The organism is Mycobacterium sp., from assembly GCF_049585075.1.
Taxonomy (GTDB): Bacteria; Actinomycetota; Actinomycetes; order Mycobacteriales; family Mycobacteriaceae; genus Mycobacterium.
The window spans coordinates 1-20,523 of sequence record NZ_JBAUZA010000049.1 but is presented as its reverse complement, the minus strand read 5'-3'; the positions used below and the strand labels follow the sequence as shown (position 1 = coordinate 20,523).

General features: G+C 64.1%; 19 protein-coding genes. 15 read left to right on the top strand and 4 right to left on the bottom strand.

Annotated features, from left to right (window positions below; all coding sequences use genetic code 11):
* Both WB785_RS02430 and WB785_RS02425 read left to right on the top strand, forming a co-directional pair.
* On the top strand, nt 1–1,167 hold a 1,167-nt coding region (locus tag WB785_RS02430; RefSeq protein WP_424077103.1), incomplete at its 5' end, for a CaiB/BaiF CoA transferase family protein.
* Between the two features lie 71 nt (nt 1,168–1,238).
* Entirely contained in the window at nt 1,239–1,430 is a 192-nt protein-coding gene (locus WB785_RS02425; RefSeq protein WP_424077102.1) for a ferredoxin, read from the top strand.
* Here the strand turns inward: WB785_RS02425 and WB785_RS02420 are convergent, their stop codons facing one another.
* The gene (locus WB785_RS02420) at nt 1,431–2,666 is read right to left on the bottom strand and encodes a cytochrome P450 (RefSeq protein WP_424077101.1); all 1,236 of its coding nucleotides are present in this window, start codon (nt 2,664–2,666) and stop codon (nt 1,431–1,433) included.
* Between the two features lie 166 nt (nt 2,667–2,832).
* Here WB785_RS02420 and WB785_RS02415 point away from each other — a divergent pair, with 166 nt between their 5' ends.
* The 7 genes from WB785_RS02415 to WB785_RS02385 all read left to right on the top strand — a co-directional run bounded on the left by WB785_RS02415 (nt 2,833) and on the right by WB785_RS02385 (nt 7,909).
* Nucleotides 2,833–3,948 carry an aromatic ring-hydroxylating oxygenase subunit alpha gene (locus tag WB785_RS02415; RefSeq protein ID WP_424077100.1) on the top strand — a complete coding sequence of 372 codons (1,116 nt, stop codon included), beginning with the start codon at nt 2,833–2,835 and terminating at the stop codon, nt 3,946–3,948.
* Nucleotides 3,949–3,959: 11 nt separating this feature from the next.
* Nucleotides 3,960–5,564 carry an AMP-binding protein gene (locus WB785_RS02410; RefSeq protein ID WP_424077099.1) on the top strand — a complete coding sequence of 535 codons (1,605 nt, stop codon included), beginning with the start codon at nt 3,960–3,962 and terminating at the stop codon, nt 5,562–5,564.
* Nucleotides 5,565–5,580: 16 nt separating this feature from the next.
* Complete coding sequence (locus WB785_RS02405) at nt 5,581–6,006, top strand: nuclear transport factor 2 family protein (protein ID WP_424077098.1); 426 nt, start codon at nt 5,581–5,583, stop codon at nt 6,004–6,006.
* 18 nt (nt 6,007–6,024) lie between these two features.
* Entirely contained in the window at nt 6,025–6,555 is a 531-nt protein-coding gene (locus tag WB785_RS02400; protein ID WP_424077097.1) for an FAS1-like dehydratase domain-containing protein, read from the top strand.
* Nucleotides 6,552–6,989, top strand: coding sequence for a MaoC/PaaZ C-terminal domain-containing protein (locus WB785_RS02395; RefSeq protein ID WP_424077096.1), 438 nt, complete (start codon nt 6,552–6,554; stop codon nt 6,987–6,989). Before WB785_RS02400 ends, WB785_RS02395 begins: the two co-directional genes overlap by 4 nt.
* Before the next feature lie 5 nt (nt 6,990–6,994).
* Entirely contained in the window at nt 6,995–7,528 is a 534-nt protein-coding gene (locus WB785_RS02390) for a maleylpyruvate isomerase N-terminal domain-containing protein (protein ID WP_424077095.1), read from the top strand.
* 150 nt (nt 7,529–7,678) lie between these two features.
* Nucleotides 7,679–7,909, top strand: a complete 231-nt coding sequence (locus WB785_RS02385) for a DUF167 domain-containing protein (protein ID WP_424077094.1) — start codon at nt 7,679–7,681, stop codon at nt 7,907–7,909.
* A 229-nt stretch (nt 7,910–8,138) separates the two neighbouring features.
* Here WB785_RS02385 and WB785_RS02380 read toward each other — a convergent pair whose 3' ends face one another.
* Nucleotides 8,139–9,614, bottom strand: a complete 1,476-nt coding sequence (locus tag WB785_RS02380; protein WP_424077093.1) for an aldehyde dehydrogenase — start codon at nt 9,612–9,614, stop codon at nt 8,139–8,141.
* Between the two features lie 116 nt (nt 9,615–9,730).
* On the opposite strand from WB785_RS02380, the gene WB785_RS02375 reads away from it, so the two are divergent.
* Together WB785_RS02375 and WB785_RS02370 are read left to right on the top strand one after the other, a co-directional pair.
* Nucleotides 9,731–10,531, top strand: a complete 801-nt coding sequence (locus tag WB785_RS02375; RefSeq protein ID WP_424077092.1) for an enoyl-CoA hydratase/isomerase family protein — start codon at nt 9,731–9,733, stop codon at nt 10,529–10,531.
* The gene (locus WB785_RS02370; RefSeq protein ID WP_424077091.1) at nt 10,524–11,834 is read left to right on the top strand and encodes a lipocalin-like domain-containing protein; all 1,311 of its coding nucleotides are present in this window, start codon (nt 10,524–10,526) and stop codon (nt 11,832–11,834) included. The genes WB785_RS02375 and WB785_RS02370 overlap by 8 nt, the downstream gene beginning before the upstream one ends.
* Here the strand turns inward: WB785_RS02370 and WB785_RS02365 are convergent.
* Entirely contained in the window at nt 11,817–12,977 is a 1,161-nt protein-coding gene (locus WB785_RS02365) for an aromatic ring-hydroxylating oxygenase subunit alpha (RefSeq protein WP_424077090.1), read from the bottom strand. The two genes, WB785_RS02370 and WB785_RS02365, sit on opposite strands and share 18 nt — an antisense overlap.
* Before the next feature lie 140 nt (nt 12,978–13,117).
* On the opposite strand from WB785_RS02365, the gene WB785_RS02360 reads away from it, so the two are divergent.
* Complete coding sequence (locus WB785_RS02360; RefSeq protein WP_424077089.1) at nt 13,118–13,618, top strand: hypothetical protein; 501 nt, start codon at nt 13,118–13,120, stop codon at nt 13,616–13,618.
* Nucleotides 13,619–13,630: 12 nt separating this feature from the next.
* Here the strand turns inward: WB785_RS02360 and WB785_RS02355 are convergent, their stop codons facing one another.
* Entirely contained in the window at nt 13,631–15,217 is a 1,587-nt protein-coding gene (locus WB785_RS02355; RefSeq protein ID WP_424077088.1) for a protein kinase domain-containing protein, read from the bottom strand.
* 150 nt (nt 15,218–15,367) lie between these two features.
* Between WB785_RS02355 and WB785_RS02350 the strand changes: the two genes are divergently transcribed.
* The 3 genes from WB785_RS02350 to WB785_RS02340 form a co-directional block, all read left to right on the top strand.
* Nucleotides 15,368–16,576, top strand: a complete 1,209-nt coding sequence (locus WB785_RS02350; RefSeq protein WP_424077105.1) for a low temperature requirement protein A — start codon at nt 15,368–15,370, stop codon at nt 16,574–16,576.
* A 69-nt stretch (nt 16,577–16,645) separates the two neighbouring features.
* Entirely contained in the window at nt 16,646–17,362 is a 717-nt protein-coding gene (locus WB785_RS02345) for a glycoside hydrolase domain-containing protein (protein ID WP_424077104.1), read from the top strand.
* A gap of 480 nt (nt 17,363–17,842) precedes the next feature.
* Nucleotides 17,843–20,523, top strand: a 2,681-nt coding sequence (locus WB785_RS02340) for a fatty acid synthase subunit beta domain-containing protein (protein ID WP_424077087.1), incomplete at its 3' end; no start/stop codon positions are given.

Here is a 20,523-nt window from a genome sequence, read left to right as displayed (position 1 = left end):
CATCTGCTCGCCGCGTTCGGCGCCGACGTCATCAAGGTGGAGTCGATACAGCGTCCCGACGGCATTCGGTATTCGGGTGGAATGCGCAAGGACGTCGAAGATTGGTGGGAGTACGGCTGGGTGTTCCACGCCATGAACACCAACAAGCGCTCGGTCACTCTGGATTTGGGGTCTGACGAAGGCCGTCGGCTGTTCACCGACTTAGTCGTCGACGCCGATGTGGTGATCGAGAATTTCTCCGCGCGGGTGATGGATCACTTCGGGCTCACTGCGGACGCCTTGCTGGCGGTGAACCCGCGGCTGGTGATCGCGCGGATGCCGGCGTTCGGGCTGGATGGTCCGTGGCGCGACCGGGTCGGTTTCGCGCCCACCATGGAACAGATCGCGGGGCTGGCCTGGGTAACGGGCTTGCCCGACGGTCCGCCCGTCCCGCCCAGGGGAGCGTGTGATCCGCTGGCCGGCGTCCACGCCGCGTTCGCGGTGCTGGCCGCACTGAACTTCGCCGAGCGCACTGGTCACGGTCAGCTCGTGGAGCTGCCGATGATCGAAACGGTGATGAACGCCACCGCGATTCAGCCGATGGAGGCCGAGGTATTCGGAGTCACGCTGAGCCGCCGGGGCAACCGAGGTCATGGCTCGGCCATCCAGAATCTCTACCGCTGCGCGGGCGACGACGATTGGATCGCCGTCACCGTGTGCACCGACGACCAGTGGCGCGCGCTCGTCGATTTGATGGGCCGGCCGTCGTGGACGGACGACGACCACCGCTTCGGCACCGTGGTCGGGCGGCGAGAGGGGGCCGACGACATCGACCGTCGGCTGCAGGACTGGTTCTCCGGCGAGGATCTGCGCTGCGCAGTGGAAAGCCTTGCCGGCGTGGGTATTCCCGCTGCGCCTGTCGTGTCGCCGTCGCTGATCACCGAGAACCCGCAACTGGGCGACCGGAAATTTCTCGAGCCGCTCGACCACCCGCGCACCGGCGCGGGGCGCTATCCGCGGCCGCCATTCGCGCCGCTCGACGGGCGGCGCAACTGGCTCAAGCGTCCGCCGCCGACGCTCGGCGAGCACAATGGAGAGGTGCTGCGTGATTTGTGCGGGCTCACCGATCAAGACCTCGCGCGTCTGGCATCAGCCGGGATAATCGGCACCCGGCCCAAGGGTCTGTGACGACGCCCGGAGACGATGCGGGCCGAGAAGCGGCCCGAGGAGGAACCGGGCTATAGGAGGAGGGGCATTCGATGCGAGTGATCGTTGACGAGACGTTGTGCGAGGCAAATGGGTTCTGCGAATCGTTGGCGCCGGACATCTTCGAGATCGGGGACGCCGAGATTGTGCACGTCGCGGAGGGCGAAGTTCCCGAGCATTTGGAAATCGACGCGCGCGCCGCGGTCGACCAGTGCCCAAAGGCCGCGCTGCGAATCGTCGATTAGTTACCGTGCCTTCAGTGATATGGCCATCTCGTCGTAGATCGACATGTTGGTGGTCAGGTTGGGGTAGGCCACCTCGGCGGGACCGAGGGTGATGTCGTCGCAGCGCAGCAGCAGTTCGTCGAGTACTGCGCGGAGTTCGGCGCGCGCCAGCATCGCGCCCAGACAATGATGGGCACCGCCGCCGCCGAATGCGACATGCGGATTGGGTTGGCGAGCGATGTCGAAGCTGAACGGTTGGTCGAAGACCTCCTCGTCGCGGTTGGCCGACCGCAGCATTGAGACCACGCGATCACCCTTGGGGATGTGCTGACCGTCCATCTCGATATCGACCTTGGCGGTGCGCGTCCAGTACGCCACCGGCGTCGCCCAGCGCAGCACCTCCTCGACCGCGCTGGGCCGCAGCGCTTCCTCCTCGCGATACCGGTCGATCTGCTCAGGATTCGCGACGAAAGCTTGCACGCCGATGGCCAGCGCGTTCTTCGTTGTGTCGCTGCCGGCGAACGCGAGCACGAAGAAGAAGAATTCGAGTTCGTTCTCGGGTAGCCGGAACTGCTCGCCGGCATCACCGGTGATGACGGCGGACGCGATCGTGCTCCAGATGTCGTCGGCGGGATTGCGCCGCTTCTCGGCGGTGAGCTCCATCGCGTACCCAAAGATCGTGGCGTAGAGCTCGATTAGGTTCTGACGGCTCAGCCGCGACTGTGCTGCCTGTGCCTTCAAAATGTGATCGAACGCGTCGAAGATCCGTGGCCGATCGTCTTCCGGTATGCCGATGATGTCGCCGATGACGGTCATCGGCAGCGCGTCGGCCACGTCGGCGATCCAGTCTCCGCCACCGCGGGCGAGCAACTGGTCGATCATCCGCGCGGCGCGCGCCCGGATGCCTTCTTCAAGCCTGGCAATCGCCCGCGGGGTGAACGCACTCGAGATGAGCCTGCGGTGCTTGGGTTGTTCCGGCGGGTCCATGTTGATGATGGTCGGATATGACGAGAACAGGTCGGCAGGCGCAATGAGTGGGCCGTCAACTGCGGTGAACGAGTCGGCATCACGGTGCAAGCGGACCGCGTGCCGGTGCTTGGTGGCCACCCAGAAATCCCGCTGCACAGTTTTGGCAACGCCAGGCGTTAACTCGTGGCGGAACAGTGGCCTGTTGTGCCGTAGCCCGGTGAACAGCGCATCGGGAAAGCCGTTGCGCCACAATGAAAAATCGGACAGATCGACTGCCGCAGCCGTCATCCAGAACCTCGATTCACTTTCGGACGCCACACCAGCCACTAGGCCCGGCCGGCGCCGCGCGTTGACGTTCAATGCTTAAAATAGTAAAAATAGACCCAAGTCGTCCAGGTGCGGCGAGTACTAACGCTGCCGTGGGCGACCGAGATGCGCGGGAACGGAGAGGGAAGTGACGGACACGGTTTCGGACTCCTCCATAGACCCGTCGGAACGCGAGTTCGGGACGAGCGGCATCAGCCTGTCGCCGTACCGGTTCCCGACCGGGTGGTTCATCATCGGTTTCGCCTCGGACCTGGCGGCCGGCGAGGTCAAACGAGCTCACTACTTCGGCCAGGAGATGGTGCTGTTTCGCACCGAGTCCGGCCAGTTGAACGTGCTGGACGCCTACTGCCAACACCTGGGCGCCCACATGGGCGTCGGCGGCACCGTCGAGGGGGAGAACATCGTCTGCCCCTGGCACGGATGGCGGTGGCGTGGCGACGGCACCAACGCGTTGATCCCGTACAGCAAGATCGGCTGCAAGAACAACGTCCGCGTCCGCACCTACCACAGCGCGGAGTGGTATGGCTTCATCCTGGTTTGGCACGAGCGGCACGGCCGAGCGCCGTACTGGCAACCACCGGTGCTGGCCGAATTGGAGACCGACGAGTACTACCCGTTGCACCCGCACACCCGGATGGTCAACCGCGTCAAGGTGCACGCACAGATGATCATCGAGAACGCAGCTGACCCTTATCACGTGCAATACGTGCACAAGGCCGCCAACCCCGCCACCACCGCGTCGTTCGAGGTGTCCGGCTATCACCTGCACGCCACCGTCAACGCCCATTTCGGCGGTGGCCGGGCGCAGACCTGGTTGACCCCGAACGGGCCGGTCGACGCCAAGATCATCTACGACAACTACTCGCTCGGGTTGGGCGTTGTTCGCTTCCCCAGCGAGTTGGTGGCCACCTGCCAAGTCACCGGGCAGACTCCGGTCGACGAGGACTACACCGACTACTTCTACACGCAGGCATCTATCCGCGAGCCGGGAGACACCGGCGACAAGCCCACCGGCCGCGCTGCGCGTTTCCTTGCCCTGCAGCAGGAAGTCATCAAGCAGGACTTCTTCACCTGGGAGAACATGAAATACCTGGAGAAGCCGAACCTCGCACCGGAGGAGGCCCACGACTATGCGGCCCTTCGCCGCTGGGCGCACCGCTTCTACCCGGACGAACAGGCTTCGCCGAACGACTTCGGTTACACCGCTGACGGTGAGCCTGACCCGGCGGCTGCCCAGGTCTGAGAAGGAGCCCGATGTCCCGCGTGCCGGCTGGGTCGGCACCCGCTTGCGGCGGAAAACCCATCAGCCCAGCAGATTTCGGCGTCGAGCGGTTCAGCGTCGCGGCGGTTCTCGATCGTCGTGCCGAGCAGTTCCCCGACCGGGTGCTGATGTCGATCGCCGGGCTCGACGTGACCTTCGAGCAGATGCGGCGGCGGTCCTGCGCAGCGGCCAGCGCTTTGGTGGACTTGGGTATCCGGCCGGGAGATTGCGTTGCGTTGTTCACCGCGACGTGTCCGGAATGGATCTATTTCTGGTTAGGTGCCGCGCGTATCGGCGCGGTGACCGCGGCGGTCAACGCCGCCAATAAGGGTGACTTCCTCCTGCACGCGCTTCGCGTGTCGCGGGCAAAGGCAGTGATTACCGATACCGAACGGCGACCCAGAGTCGCTGAGGTGGCTGAACACCTGCCGGAGCTTAGCAGCGTTGTCGTGCAGGGTGATTCGCCGGACGGGGTGCTGGAGGCCACCGGCGTCGCGGAGGAGTACGTCGGTGGCGTCGGGGATGTCGGGTCGCTGTTCTTCACGTCGGGCACAACTGGGGCTTCGAAAGCTGTTGCCACCACATGGCATTACCTGTTCAGCACGGCTGCGACAGCTGCGTCAGCTTGGGAGTTCGGAGCCGGCGAGGTGTTGTGGACGGCGATGCCGCTGTTTCATCTCAGCGCGGCGCCGTCTGTGCTGGCGCCGATGCTGGTCGGCGGGACAACCGTGCTGGCGCCGACGTTTCACCCGGCGACGGTATGGGATGAGGTGCGCGCCTGCGGCGCTGTCGGATTTGCCGGTGCAGGCGCGATGGTCTCGATGCTGTGGAATCAGCCGCCCGATCCCCATGACGCGCAGTTGCCGCTGCGGTTCATCTCCGCGGCGCCGATTGACGCGTCGGTATATCGCGACATCGAAAAGCGCTACAGCTGCCGGATCGTCACCATGTACGGGATGACTGAAGCCTTCCCGATCGCGGTGAAAGGTGTTGCCGAGGACGGCGTGCCAGGGACATCAGGCCGGCCCAATCCCAGTTTCGACGTGCGGATTGTCAACCCGGAGGGCGACCCGCTTCCGGACGGATCGGTCGGGGAGATCGCCTGCCGGCCGCGCTATCCATATGTGATGAGCGAAGGGTATGTGAACGGTGATGGTGGCATCGACCGGCACCCGCCGTGGTTTCGCACCGGCGACCTCGGCGTGCTCGACAGCGACCGGAACCTGACTTACGTGGACCGAGTGAAGGATTCGCTGCGGCGCCGTGGCGAGAACATTTCCTCGGTCGAGGTCGAGACCGTCGTGTTGAGTCATCCATCGGTGCTCGAGGCGGCGGCGGTCGGCGTGCCGAGCGACCTCGGCGAAGACGACATCCTGCTGGTGGTTGCGCTACGACCCGACTGCACGCTGGATTACCCTGAGCTGCTTGACTTTTGCAGCGCCCGGATGCCGTACTTCTGTGTGCCACGATACGTGGAGACCGTTAGCGAGCTGCCCAAGACCATTATCGGGCGGGTCCGCAAAGACGTCCTGCGCGCCCGAGGCATCGGACCCGGGGCGTGGGACCGAGAAAGCCACGGATACATCGTCAGTCGTTAGAACAGGGAGAGAACAAATGGCCATGACTTACCAGCAGCAGTACGTCCTCGACGGCGCGGCGGGACGCGACGCCATTCTGAATCTGGTCGCGCAGCACAACCGGTGCTATTCCGATGGTGATCGCAACGGCTGGATCGCGACGTTTCGTCACACCGGTGCCCGATTCACCCGCGACGGGGAGGAATTCACCGACCTGAGCGCTGCCTTCGAGGGCGGCAGCGGACGGCTGGTCACCGTCGATCATGAAATCACCGTCGACGGCGTCAATGCGACGCAGCGTTGCGTCGCATTGCTTTTCGGCGCCAGCGGTGATGGCGCTACCGCCTTGCGTGCCACCGGAACCTATCGGGACCAACTCATCTACGAACGGGGCGGCTGGTACTTCACGTCCCGTGAGCTGCAATGGGATTCGGTGTCGAATGGACATTCAGTCACGGTGTGACAGAAGCGGACGCCCTGAATGACAAAACCCATCAGCTACCAGCTGGCGTTCGGTACCTACGCGGACGCGCTGCAGATGGTTGGTCTAACGAGCGAGCCAAGAACTGCGGGAACCGTGGTCAGCGCGGCGCGGATCCAAATGTTCGCCGCCACGGTACGCGACGGAAACCCGTCATATTGGGACGCCGAGTTCGCCACGCGCACCTGGGGAGGATTGTTGGCGCCGCCCGCGCTGCTGATGGGCTGGTTGACCCCGCTGCCGTGGGAGCCGACCGAGCGGCTGCCGATGTCGGCAAGCGCGCTGCGGGTGCCGTTGCCCGGCACCACCTTTATCAATGCGGCTAACGAGGCCGAATTTCCGCTGCCCATCTTTGAGGGCGATCGGCTCACCGTCGTCGAGCAAGTCGTGTCGGTTTCACCGGAGAAACGAACCCGGCTCGGAGTCGGCCATTTCGTCGAGACATTGGACACGTATACCCGCCAAGACGGAGCGGTGGTGGCCACCAATCGGAATACCTTGTTCCGCTTCACCCCCGATACGCCGTCATGACCCGCCCTGCGGACTGGGACGCGATCAGCGTTCCGCTTGATCTGCCCCAGGTACGCGATGAGATCAGCTATCAGCGGGTAGTGATGAATTCGGGAGCGACGTGGGATTACTTTCCGGGCCACTTCGATCCTGCTTACGCCGAAAGCCAAGGACATCCAACGATTTTCGTCAACACCATGCATCTCGCCGGCTTCGCCGACCGCATCGCGACCGATTGGGCCGGGCCGGATAGCCGGGTTGTGCGACGCAAGCTGAGGTTGACCGGCTCGATCTATGCCGGCGACACGATGGTGGGCCGGGGACGCGTTGTTGCCAAGCGTTGTGACGCAGGCGTCGACCCGCCGCGCTACCTGCTCGATGTGCAGATTGACGTGACCAACCAGCGCGGTGAGCTGTGCTGTCCGGTCGAGCTCACCCTGCAACTGCCGGGGTAGCTGCGATGGCCGAGGGCTTGGGCGAACGGCATCTGGCGGTGTGCCGAAGATTCGGCGATTCGGTTCGCGCGGCGGACGGCAAATGGGATCGGCGGTCGCCATGCGATGCCTGGGATGCCCGGGGAGTGCTGGAGCACGTCATCGGTTTTCACGACGTGCTGCTGTTGCGACCGCTGGGACTCAAGCCCGACCGCCCACGCGATGATCCACAGCTGCGTTGGCAGCTGACGTACGACCAACTGGTAAAGGTGTTCGAGTCCGGTCAACTGGATGCGATCGCGGTGGTGCCGAACCTGACCCGCGATGTGTTGGTGCACACCTGGGACCTTGCCCGGGCGGTGGGCGCCGACGACCGGCTGGATGCCCGGTGGTGCGAGCAGTTTTACGCTGCCCTGCCGAATGGCCCGCTGGCGCTGAGCGGTTCGGGAATGTTCGACGATCCGGTCGCGGTAGATGACCACGCCGATGTGCAATCGAAACTTATTGCCCGGCTTGGCCGCAACCCCAGCTGGCAATCGCCCAACGATCGCAAGAGGTAAACTCGAACCTGCTACTAGCGCAGTTCACAGCCAACAACACAACGTCCTCGCCCTTGAACTCCGGGACGCGCTTGACGCGAATCACGTTCATAGGTCGTCCATTCTTGCGATACGAGCCTTGCGCCCCGTCTGACGGTAGCCTTACGCGGCATGGTCGACTCCGTCGCCGTGAAGGTCAAGCCCGGCAGTCGTAAGGGGCCCCTTATCGAGGTCGGCCCCAACGGTGAGCTGACAATTTACATCCGCGAGCGGGCGGTCGACGGCAAGGCCAACGACGCGGTCACCCGGCTACTGGCAGACCACCTTCAGTTGCCAAGGAGCCGAGTCGAATTGGTATCCGGAGCAAGATCACGGCACAAGCGATTCCGCGTGAACCGTTGAGGCCATCGAAACTACTTGCCCGGCTTGACCGCAACCCGGCTGTCGGCCGGTAATTGGGACGCGGCTGAGGCAACTGAGGCAGTCACATCCGGCACAGCAGCCTCGTCCGAGAAGGATGTGACGATGTGCCCGCCTCGGAGCGACACCTAATGCGTGTCACGATTTTATCGCTACAAGGCGGGCACATCGAGCAACCCAAAGCCACGGAGACTGGTGTGACTGTTGTGTCCTAAGAACCCGCCAGTGGGGGCATCGCCCCCTTGCTGACCACCGACTGCAGCTCGACGTACTCGTGCAGGCCCTCCGGGCCGAACTCGCGCCCGATCCCCGATTGCTTGAAACCACCGAACGGGCTGCCGATATCGAGTGTGTACATGTTGATGCCGTAGGTGCCGGCGCGCACACCCGCGGCAACCTCGAGGCCGTGTGCGACATCGGCGGTCCACACCGATCCGGCCAGACCATAGTCGCTGTCGTTGGCGATGCGGATCGCATCCTCTTCATCGCGGTAAGTCAGCACGCTCAGCACCGGACCGAAGATCTCCTCGCGCGCGATGCGCATGTCGTTGGTGGCGTCGGCGAACAGAGTCGGCCGCACGTACCAGCCTCGTTCGCTCGGAGAATCCTCGCCGCCAAGGATGATCCGGGCGCCCTCTTTCACTCCAGACCGGATGTAGTCCTGCACCCGAGCTTGTTGCCGTTGAGCCACCAGCGGTCCGACGTCGGTCGTCTCAGAAGACGGATCGCCCACCTGGAGGCCCGACATCATGTCGGCCAGCGCGTCGACGACCTCGTCACGACGCCGTTCGCTGACCAGGATGCGAGTCTGCGCGACGCAGGCCTGGCCATTGTTCATCAGGCTCGCACTCTTGAGGCCTTTGACCGTCTTGTCGATGTCGGCATCGTCGAGAATGATCGCCGCCGACTTGCCGCCGAGTTCTAGGCTGACCCGCTTGAGCTGCTCGCCGCACAGCGTGGCGATCCGGCGTCCGACAGCGCTCGACCCAGTGAACGCGATCTTGTCCACACCTCGATGGCGCACCAGCGCCTCGCCCACATCAGTCCCGCCGGGGAGAACCGACACCACACCATCAGGCAGGTCCAGTTGCTCGATCATCTCGGCCAACCACAAAGCATCCAAAGGAGTTTCGGGTGCAGGCTTGACGATGACAGTGCAACCCGCGATCAGGGCGGGAATCAGTTTGGGCATGATCAGGAATTGCGGCACGTTCCACGGCACAATCGCCCCGACCACGCCAACCGGTGCTCGGCGCAGGTGTACTTCGCCGAGCACCCCTTGGCGGCGTTCGGCCCAGGGGAAGTGGCGGGCAACAGCCAGCGCCAGATGAATCAACGACGCCGCGGCCGCCGCTTGGCCGAGCCTGCTGAAACTGCGTGGCGAACCCATCTCGTCGGTGATCAGGTCTGCCATCTCGTCGAGATGGCCGGAGTAGATGGTCGCGAGCTCTTCCACCTTGCGCATCCGCTCGCTTGGGTCAAGCCGGGGCCACGGGCCACGGTCGAAAGCGTCTCGCGCGGCGATGACGGCGGCGTCGACGTCGGCTGGAGTGGCAGCGGACACGTCCCCGACCGGCTTTTCGGAATGCGGGGAGATGACGGTTATCCGTTGCTCAGTGGACGGCTTGCGCCAGTGTCCCCCGATGAAAAGCTGGTCGTAGCAACGGTGGTCACGGTTATCCGACATGGAGGCTCCACCTCTGAAAAGGCGACGGCAACTTCGCTATTGATGCTAACATAGCAAAAAAGCCAGGGCGCCCGGCATGAGCCTCGGGTCAATAGTGAAGGCCTATCTGAGCGACTGTGAGCGACGAACTTCGGGTGACAACGGACGGCGCCGTACGGATCGTCACGATCAACCGCCCAGATGCTCACAATGTCATCGACGCGACCCTGCACCACAAGCTGCTCGACGTATGGCGCGAGTTGGAGCGGGACACCGAAGCCCGCTGCGTGGTGCTCACCGGTGCCGGTAAAACCTTCAGCGGCGGAGGCGATTTCGCGTTCTTGAAAGCCCAGCACCGCTCCCTTAGCCTCCGGTATGACATCTCGGCGCAGGCGTCGGACATCCTCAACGCGATGATCAACTTCCGGCTGCCAGTCGTCGCGGCGGTCAATGGTCCGGCCGTCGGGCTTGGTGCATCGCTGGCGCTGTGTTGCGACCTGGTGTTGATGTCCGAGCGCAGCTATTTGTGCGATCCACATGTCTCGATCGGTCTGACCGCCGGCGACGGCGGGGCGTTGCTGTGGCCGTATATGACCAGCCTGATCCGGGCCAAGGAATACATCTACACCGGCGAACGCATTCCAGCCGAGTTGGCGGTGACTTTGGGCCTGGCCAATCGCGTGACCACCGCCGATACGCTGATGGATGAGGCGCTGCAGTTGGCCGCGCGGCTGGCGGCCCAGCCGGCCCGGGCGCTGCAGACCACCAAGCGCGCGTTCTCCAAGCACCTGGCTCAGGCGGCGATCGCGATCATCGACTATGGGCTGGCCGCCGAAACACTGGAGCTCGGCGCCGATGACCACATCGACAAGGTGCGTGAGTTCCTCGGCGAGGACAAATACGACGCGATCGATGTCTCCGAGGGGCGAGATGACTGACGACTGGCGCACATTTCCGTTCCGGCTGGTGCACAACGACAGAGCGCTAGATTTCCCTGCTGCCGAGGGTGAACACACCGACCAGGAATCCGACACGTGGTTCATTGCGGGCGAGCTGACCGGTGCGACAGGCCGCTCGTTGGCATTCCTGACAATCTTCAATAAGAACCGTCCTGGCGGGTCAATCGTCGCCGACTTCTACACCATGTCGCTATTCGATTGCGATACAGGGGCATACGGCACCTATACCGATTACGACATGCCCCCGAAGAGCATGCTTCCCGAGGCGCGGCCGAAGTTGTCCATGGCGGCCGGGTACCTCGACATCCATTACGAAAGCAGCGCCGGGGCAGTGACGTGGACGACGTGCCGCGACGAGGCTGGCGAACTGCAGCCCTACACCTACCGCGTCAGCCTGCGCGGTACGGATCAGGCAGGCAATTCGATGGAACTGGACTTGACCGTGACGCCCACCCGCGCCCCGGTGCCGGTCGGCGCGGGCATTTACAACGGGAACATTGTCTGCTTCGGCCAGCACGACACCTACTCGTATTTCCAGACCGGGATGGCGATGCACGGGACGCTGCGCTGGGGTCAGCTCGCTGAACGGGTCAGCGGCCGCGCAGGCCACGTCGATCGGCAGTGGTTTCCCAAATACGCCGGCGGCGGGGGGTCCGGGGGAGATCCGCGTGCCCGTTCGCATGAGTGGCGCACGATCAACCTGGACAACGGCGTCGACCTGAGCATCTGGCGACAGTTTGACCGGATGGACGGCAATGCGCTGCAACCATTCTCGGGTGTGACCGCCAGTTATCCCGACCCGGCAATGGCTCCGGAGTGCGCGAAGGACATCGAAGTCACGGTCAACAGCTACGTGCGATGGCCGGATACGATCCGCCCGCTGCTGCCGCCGCCGGCGCAGGCCCGGTTCATGCCCGACCGCCACCGGTTACGTTGTTCCACACTGCAATTGGATCTCACCGGAGAACCTCTGGTAGCTGCCCCGGCGCATGGCCTGCCGATCGAATACATGGAAGGGCCATATCGCTATAGCGGAACACTGCGCGGAGAACCGGTGACCGGCTTCGCCTTCTATGAGCGCTCGCTTGCGCTGTACCGGGATTGGGAGTTGATCGACGTACTGGCTGCCGCCGCCGAGGACGCCAGCCTCGTCGACCAGCTCCGATCGTTGGCGGCCTCGGGGCGTCGCGCAGAAGCACGAAAGCTGTTGCAGGCCATCGATCGGCAGGATTGTCGCGATGTGGTTGATGCGCTGATGGCGGCGTTATCGGCCGACAGCTGACGACGTCCCCGGTGGGGTCCAGGCCTCCCAGGAGCTGTGTCGATGCTGCAGTCCAGGCTCATTGCGGCCGAACAACAGGTGATCGCGCGCGCCGGATTCGAGGTTGGTCTGTAGGCCCTGGACAAGTCGGTAGTCCTCGTCGCGCACGGTGGCATGGGCATAGTCGAAGACAGCCTGGGCGCCTGCCGCCACAGATTCCTCGGAGATGTCCAGCGGCGTTGAATTCTGGTGAACGGTAACCGATCTGCCGGGCACCGCCCCGGGGTAGATGCGAAACAGCTCTCCGTTGGCGATGGTCACCGAAAGGACGATGTTCGGAAACAACGCATAGATCACCACCATGTTCTGGAAGGGGTCCCACTGATCTTCGGGAACGTTCTCCAGATCCAGGATTGAGTTCAGCGGGAAAATCAACCGGTGATGCGGTCCGAACGAATCGAACACCGTGCAGTTGCTGCGTGCGATCGTTGCGAAGGTTTGCCGGTGGACGGTGGCGAAGTGGTAGTTCTCCGAGAAGGTGTCGACCGCCAATTTCCAGTTGATCGGCGTGTCGAGCACCTTCTCGCCGAGCGGAGACCACCGGCCGATGCCCCAGGAGTCGAGTTCTTCGGCCAGCGGACCCAGGTGAGCGGCAATATCCAGTGTTGCAGCGGGATCGATTGCCACCCAGAGGAATCCGGCGAATTCGGTTGCCGGCAGTTCGGTCAGGCTGTCGGATTTCACTTGCACGCCGGGGAAGCCTTCCCGGCCGGGCAGCCCGACCAACCGCCCGCTATCGTCATACGTCCATGCGTGATACGGGCAGGTGAACCGCTTGGCCTTACCGCAACCGGTGACGACCTGCGACTGCCGATGTAAGCAGACATTGTTAAACGCCTTGACCGAACCGGTGGACGTTCTCGTGAGTAGAACGGATCGGCCCATCACCGACTTGGTGCAGTAGGTTCCCGGCTCCGGCAACTCGGATACATAACCGACTAGCTGTGGGCTGGCCATCAGCATCGCGACGTCGCGTTCGTGACGGTCAATCGAGGTGTACTCGCCCGCCTGGACCGAATGCTCGGCCGGCGCAAGATCGGTTGTCTTATCGCGTGCCAGCTTCACGGCCCGTCGGGTCAAGTCGATGAGTTGGTCGTGTTCCATCGCGGTCCTCCACCGTCGGGCTGACGTCCTCCTTGACCGTAACTTTATAATCTTAGCAATAACGGGCAGATGGGGTATACAGCACGGTTGCCGCGGCGCATCCTATTTCCAAAACAGTTGCGGGCCGAGAGGAGAAACCCATGGCCTCAGACCGTCAGAGGAACCTCCTCGGTTTGTGCGCAGTGCCGGTCATGATGGCGCTGTCTCTTTCCCCAACTGCCGGCGCCGACAGTCCGTCGTGGAACGGCGAGTACGCGATCACGTTCATGGTTGGTCCGAAGTCCGGGACCAGCATGGCCGTCGGTGACCCCGAGATCCAGCACACCGATACCTATGGGTTCCGCTCGAGTTGCACAGGCGGAAAGTGCGTAGCCACGATCATTAGCGGCCCTCCGCCGAGCAATCCGACGGTTCCGCAACCCGTGCAATTCACCTGGGATGGTTCGTCTTGGACACAAGTCAGCGATTTCCAGTGGGACTGCATGATGCCCGATACCACGATCCAATGGAATCCGGCCCGATCCAATGTGCGCTACACGCCCCAAGCCGACGGAACACTTGCCGGCGTCATGCACACCGATATCTTGAGCGGCCCGTGTCAGGGCTGGATCGAGATGGACATGACGGCCGCGCGGGCATGACAGACCGTTAGGTCACCCGCCGGGGGGTTCCCACGCGGATCCGCCGGGCGTGTCCGCACAGACAACGGGCATGCCCGCGTTTGACGTCGTTATGGCGCCCGGGGCGCCGCAGGGAATGCCGACAGCAGGCCGAGTATCCAAACCGGATGGAGTCGTCGTCGGTGACTGCGAATGTGCCCTCGTGGTCTCGGGCACTGGCGCCCGTGCCGTCGAAGACGACGTCGCCGTCGGAGCGACCGTCGCTGCCGGCGACGCTGTGACCTTCGGGGGCGTGGTCGTTGCGGGAGGAGGAGCCTTAACGATCGGCGGCGGGATGGCCGTTGTTGTTGCCGGCCGCGCGGGTGGGGTGGTGGTCGCGGGGGACAAAGTTTCGACATTGGCGGGCGCGTCATCGGGCTGAGACGCCGAGCGCAAAGCCATGACGCCCAAGATCCCACCCAGCGCCACCGCCACGATGGTGAGGCCGAGCGCCGCCGCGTGCAGCATCCGACGACGGCGTGACGCGATCGATGCGTCGTCAGGAGCGGCGCTCCATACGTCGGGTTCCGCCAGCGTGTCGGCTTCGTCGACTTCGGACTCCGGTCGCACAGTAGGGGCATCGACGGAATCGTCAACTTCGGGTGTTGGCAACACATCTGGCGTCGCAGCGGCCTCGCCGACTTCGGCAGGAGGGCTAGCGGATACCGCTGGTTCGCTAGGCGACGCGTTGTTGGTCTCCACGGCGGTCACCGCCGAGGTGCCTTTAGCGCTCGGCAACTTCAGGTTGCCCCTCGCCTCAAGTGCTTTGGCGAATTCTCGGCAATTTGGGAACCTCTCGGCCGGCGCTTTCATGAGTGCGCGGGCGAAGGGCGCGTCGAAGTAGATCAACTGGGGTTTCATATCGCTTGGCCGTGGCGGCGATTCGTTGAGGTGCTTACTGACCACCACAGTTGGCTTCATGTGCGCAAACGGTGGCCAGCCGGTCAACAGGTGAAACGCGGTGCACGCCAAGGCATATTGGTCAGCTTGGCCATCGATCGAATCGTCCAGCAGCTGCTCGGGGGCTGCGTAACTCACCGTGCCGATGGCAAGGTTCCTCCGAGTCAAACTGTTGGTCTCCTCGGGGCGCCGGGCGACGCCAAAACCTGCCAGCAAAATGCGTCGTCGGCCGGATGCCGGCTCGGTGATAAGGATGTTGCTCGGATTCACGTAGCGATGCACCAGCCCGTGCTCGTGGGCGTAATCAAGCGCGTCCGCGATCGCAGAGACTATTTGGATCACCATGTCTGGCGGCATGCCGTCGGGGTAGGTATCGATTAGCAGCTTGGCGGCGTCGGTGCCGTCGACGTAGTCCATCGCAAGCCACAGCCGGTCCTCGAACTCACCCCGATCGTGGAGGCCGACGATGTTGGGGTGCGACAAGGCGGCTGCCTGGTCGGACTCCTGGTGGAACCGGAAGCGATACTCCGGGTCGGCCGACAAATCCTCCGGCAGAACCTTGAGGGCGTACTGACGCGGCAACCTCGGGTGTTCAGCTACATAGAGCTCACCAGTTTGTCCGCCCCCGAGCAGCCGAACAATGTTGAACCCAGCGGCTGTTGCACCACTGACCAGCGGCATGGGGAGGATCGTACATACCGAAACATGCATCCTTTCCCGGTACTGGGGCTGTGTCACCGACGAGCCGCATTCCAGCAGAGTGAGAATGTCCGGGTGAGCGAACGTGGAACCCACCAGACCAGTGCGCCGTTCGCGCACCGACTCCGCCGGATGTCGGGCCGCGACCCCCACGAGCCGCATCGGGTGGCTACGCCGCTCGAGCTGCTGTTCGACCTGACATTCGTCATCGCCTTCGGGGTAGCCGCCTCGCAATTCGGGCACATGCTGGCCACCGGGCACATCGGGGCCGGGCTGGCCGGCTTCTCATTCGCGACCTTTGCCGTCAGCTGGGCCTGGATCAACTTCAGTTGGTTCGCCTCGGCCTATGACACCGACGACTGGGTGTACCGCGTGACCACGATGCTGCAAATGGTGGGCGTCCTGGTTCTGACGCTGGGTATTCCGCAGGTCTTCTTGTCGATTGCCGACGGCCGTCACGTCAACAACCGTGCCCTGGTCGCCGGCTACGTAGTGATGCGCGTTGCGATGGTTATCCAGTGGTCGCGCGCCGCGAAGCAAGACCCCGACCGACGATCGGCCTGCCTGACCTACGCGTTGGCGATCACGGTGGCACAGGTCGGATGGATTGCCGTTGCTGTCGCCAACACCTCCGTAGTTGTCACTTTCATCTTGTTTGCCCTCATGATCGCGATCGAACTGACCGGTCCGCTCCTCGCCGAAAAGCGCATGGGTGGGACGCCGTGGCACGCTCACCACATCGTCGAGCGCAATTCCTTGCTGACGATCATCGCGCTCGGCGAAGGGGTCGTGGGAACGGTTGCGTCGTTGTCGGCGGTGGTCGCAGAGCAGGGTTGGACGACCGACGCGGTGCTTGTCGCCGTCGCCGGGACCGGTCTGACCTTCGGTATGTGGTGGGTCTACTTCGTGGTGCCGGCCGCCGATCTGCTGCACGCCCATCGGGAGCGCTCGTTCGGCTACGGCTACCTACACATCGCGTTGTTCGGATCGATCGTCGCCACCGGTGCCGGGCTGCATGCTGCCGCGGACTACATCGAACACCGCTCGGGGCTCGGCTCGGTTGCCACCGTCACCGCGGTGGCGGTGCCAGTCGGCATCTACGTCTGCACCGTCTTCGGTACCTACCTGCTGCTGGTGCGAACGTGGGATGGGTCCTATGCGGTCGATGTGTCGATATGCCTGCTGGTGTTGGCCGCGGCGGTCGGGCTTGCGGCCGCAGGTATTTCGACGACGGTGTGTCTGCTGGTTGTGATGGCAGCACCGGCAGCCTTGGTGGCCAGTTTCGAGTTGTTCGGCCACCGCCACCTTGCGAAAGTGGTGGAGCAGGTCCGGCGCTGCTGATACAGATGTGACCAGTGGCGTTGATGTGGTAATTGGTGCATCTGTCGTATTCTGTGACCTGTGACGCTTATGTCGCGGCGCTCTGTGCTGAAATTCGCGGCGGCGACACCTGCGCTCATCGGTCTCGGTGCCGCGGCGGGGTCGCTGGACGCCCCGCGGGCTTCGGCTGACGGCCTGGGCGTCTTGCTGGACTATGCGGCCGGGGTGATCCCCGCCAGCCAGATCAGGGCGGCCGGCGCCGTGGGCTCTATCCGGTACGTATCGGATCGGCGGCCCGGCGGCGCCTGGATGCTGGGCAAGCCGATCCAACTGCCCGAGGCCCGCGACCTCAACCAGAACGGCCTCAAGATCGTCTCCTGCTACCAGTACGGCAAGCAGAGCTCAGCGGACTGGCTAGGCGGGCAAAGCGCGGGCGTCACCCATGCCCAGCGCGGGTGGCAGCTGCACACCGCCGCCGGTGGACCCGCCGGCGCACCCATCTACGCCTCGATCGATGACGACCCGTCTCTCGAGCAGTACAAGCAACAGGTAGCGCCTTACCTGCGCGGCTGGGAATCGGTGCTGGGCCACCAACGAGTCGGCGTGTACGCCAATTCCAAGACGATCGACTGGGCGCTGCACGACGGCCTGGGCTCCTACTTCTGGCAGCACAACTGGGGCTCACCGCGCGGATACACCCATCCCGCCGCGAATCTGCACCAAGTCGAGATCGACAAGCGCAATGTCGGTGGCGTCGGGGTGGACATCAACAACATCTGCAAGCCGCAATTCGGCCAGTGGGCCTGAGCTGACCTGCGGGTAAGTTTCCAGCAAACATCTGTTTACCCAAATCTGGTCGCCTGATTTCGGTCGGTCGCAGCGCGGCCCATCATGGCGGTTGCACCGGGACCACCGACGGAGCCCTGATTTTTCAGGTAACGATTGCATAACAATACTGCCTTGATCTGCGCTGTTGTTGCTACTCAACCGTAACCACCTGCATCCAGCGGGTTTGGTCCGCAGGCCCTCGGCTGGGGTTGAGCCGAGTGTTACCCAGGGCACCATTACCCGCGCGTAGAACTCACCAGTAACCAATTCGCGCAGGTAACTCCCACCGGTTCTTATGACACTCTTATAGCAGCCGATGACGCCCTCGGTCGGCCTGCACAAGCTGGGTTAGTCGAGATGCGGTCAGTTGGGCCGGGGGTTCGGTCAGAACTTAGACGACATCCGCAGGGCAGCGCGGCTCTGGCACGCAAGGCGATAACCGCTATAGGAGATACGCACGTGACGATCTACGAGCACCATCGAGTGTCGGCGGACCACGACGGGGCGGCCTCAAATGCTCCAGAGGGCACGCAGGGCACTCATGCTCTGGTTGATCGTCTCACTGCCGGCGAGGCCTACGCGGTCGCGTTCGGTGGGCAAGGCGGCGCGTGGCTGGAGACGCTCGAAGAACTGGTGTCTTCGGCAGGCATCGAATCCGAGCTGGCGACGCTGGTCGGCGAGGTGGATATGCTCCTCGAGCCGGTCGCCAGTGAGCTCGTCGTCGTGCGTCCCATCGGCTTCGAGCCGCTGCGTTGGGTGCGCGAGCTGGCTGCCGAGGACCCGGTTCCATCCGAAAGGCAGCTCACCTCGGCCGCGGTGTCGTTGCCAGGCGTGCTGCTGGCACAAATCGCCGCTATACGCACCCTTGCGCGGCAAGGCATGGACTTGACCGCCACCCCGCCGGTGGCAGTCGTCGGTCACTCGCAAGGCGTCCTGGGCGTGGAGGCACTGAAAGCCGCGGGGAAACGCGACGTCGAACTGCTGGCGATGGCACAGCTCATCGGAGCGGCCGGAACGCTTGTTGCCCGGCGGCGCGGAATCTCCGTACTCGGGGCTCGCCCACCTATGGTGTCGGTCAGCAACGCTGACCCAGAGCGCATCTACCGGCTGCTCGACGACTTCTCACAAGACGTTCGGACCGTCCTGCCGCCCGTGTTGTCGATCCGCAACGGCCGACGCTCGGTCGTCATCACCGGCACCCCCGAGCAGCTGTCCCGCTTCGAGCTGTATTGCAACCAGATCTCGGAGAAAGAAGAAGCCGACCGCAAGAACAAGATCCGCGGCGGCGATGTCTTTGCGCCGCAGTTCGATCCGGTGCAGGTCGAGGTGGGCTTCCATACGCCGCGTCTCGGCGACGGTATCGACATCGTCGGCGACTGGGCCGAAAAGGTCGGCCTCGATATCGAATTGGCCCGCGCACTCGCCGAGGCCATTTTGGTGCGGCCGGTCGACTGGGTGGACGAGGTCGTCAAGGTCCACGAGGCAGGTGCCCGCTGGATTCTCGATTTGGGACCAAGCGACATCCTCACTCGGCTGACCGCACCGGTGATCCGTGGCCTCGGCATTGGCATCGTGCCCGCGGCGACCCGCGGCGGTCAACGCAACCTGTTCACGATCGGCGCCGTACCCGAGGTGGCCCGTCCATGGTCGAGCTACGCCCCGTCTGTGGTCAGCCTGCCCGACGGCAGAGTCAAACTCTCGACGAAGTTCACCCGGCTGACCGGCCGGTCGCCGATCCTGCTGGCGGGCATGACCCCGACCACCGTCGACGCCAAGATCGTCGCCGCCGCGGCCAACGCCGGGCACTGGGCCGAGCTCGCCGGCGGCGGGCAGGTCACCGAACCGATCTTCAACGACCGCATCGAGGAGCTGTCCGGGCTGCTTGAACCCGGCCGGACCTACCAGTTCAACGCGCTGTTCCTCGACCCGTATCTGTGGAAGCTGCAGGTCGGCGGAAAACGATTGGTACAGAAGGCCCGCCAGTCCGGTGCGCCGATCGACGGCCTGATTGTCAGTGCAGGCATTCCCGAGCTCGAAGAGGCCGTCGAGCTGATCGACGAACTCAACGAGATCGGGATCAGCCACGTGGTGTTCAAGCCGGGCACCGTCGAGCAGATCCGTTCGGTCATCCGCATCGCCACCGAGGTGTCGACCAAGCCGGTCATCATGCACATCGAGGGCGGCCGCGCCGGCGGCCACCACTCCTGGGAAGACCTCGACGATCTGCTGCTGGCCACGTACTCGGAGTTGCGGTCGCGGCCCAACATCACCGTCTGCGTCGGCGGCGGCATCGGCACCCCCGAGCGGGCGGCCGAATACCTGTCCGGGCGCTGGGCCGAGTCCTACGGCTTCCCGCTGATGCCCGTCGACGGCATTCTCGTCGGCACCGCGGCGATGGCGACGCTGGAATCCACCACCTCGCCGTCGGTCAAGCGGATGCTCGTCGAAACGCAGGGCACCGACCACTGGATCAGCGCCGGAAAAGCTCAGGGCGGCATGGCTTCCAGCCGCAGTCAGCTCGGCGCCGACATCCACGAGATCGACAACTCCGCTTCGCGTTGCGGGCGTCTGCTCGACGAGGTCGCCGGAGACGCGGAGGCTGTCGCGGAGCGCCGCGACGAGATCATCGCGGCGATGGCCGTCACCGCCAAGCCGTACTTCGGCGACGTCGCTGAGATGACCTACCTGCAGTGGCTGCGGCGTTATGTCGAGCTGACCATCGGTGACGGCACCAGCACGGCGGACACCGCCGCACCGGGCAGCCCCTGGCTGGCCGACACCTGGCGCGACCGGTTCGAGCAGATGTTGCAACGAGCCGAGGCGCGGCTGCACCCGAAGGACCACGGTCCGATCGAGACCTCATTTGGCGACGCCGCATTGCTGGAGAACCCCGGCGAGGCCATCGCCGCCTTGCTGGCGCGCTACCCCGACGCCGAGACCGTGCAACTGCACCCGGCCGACGTGCCGTTCTTCGTCACGCTGTGCAAGACGCTCGGCAAGCCCGTCAACTTCGTACCGGTCATCGACAAGGACGTCCGGCGCTGGTGGCGCAGCGACTCGCTGTGGCAAGCCCACGACGCGCGCTATGAGGCCGACCAGGTGTGCATCATTCGCGGCACCGCCGCGGTCGCCGGTATCAC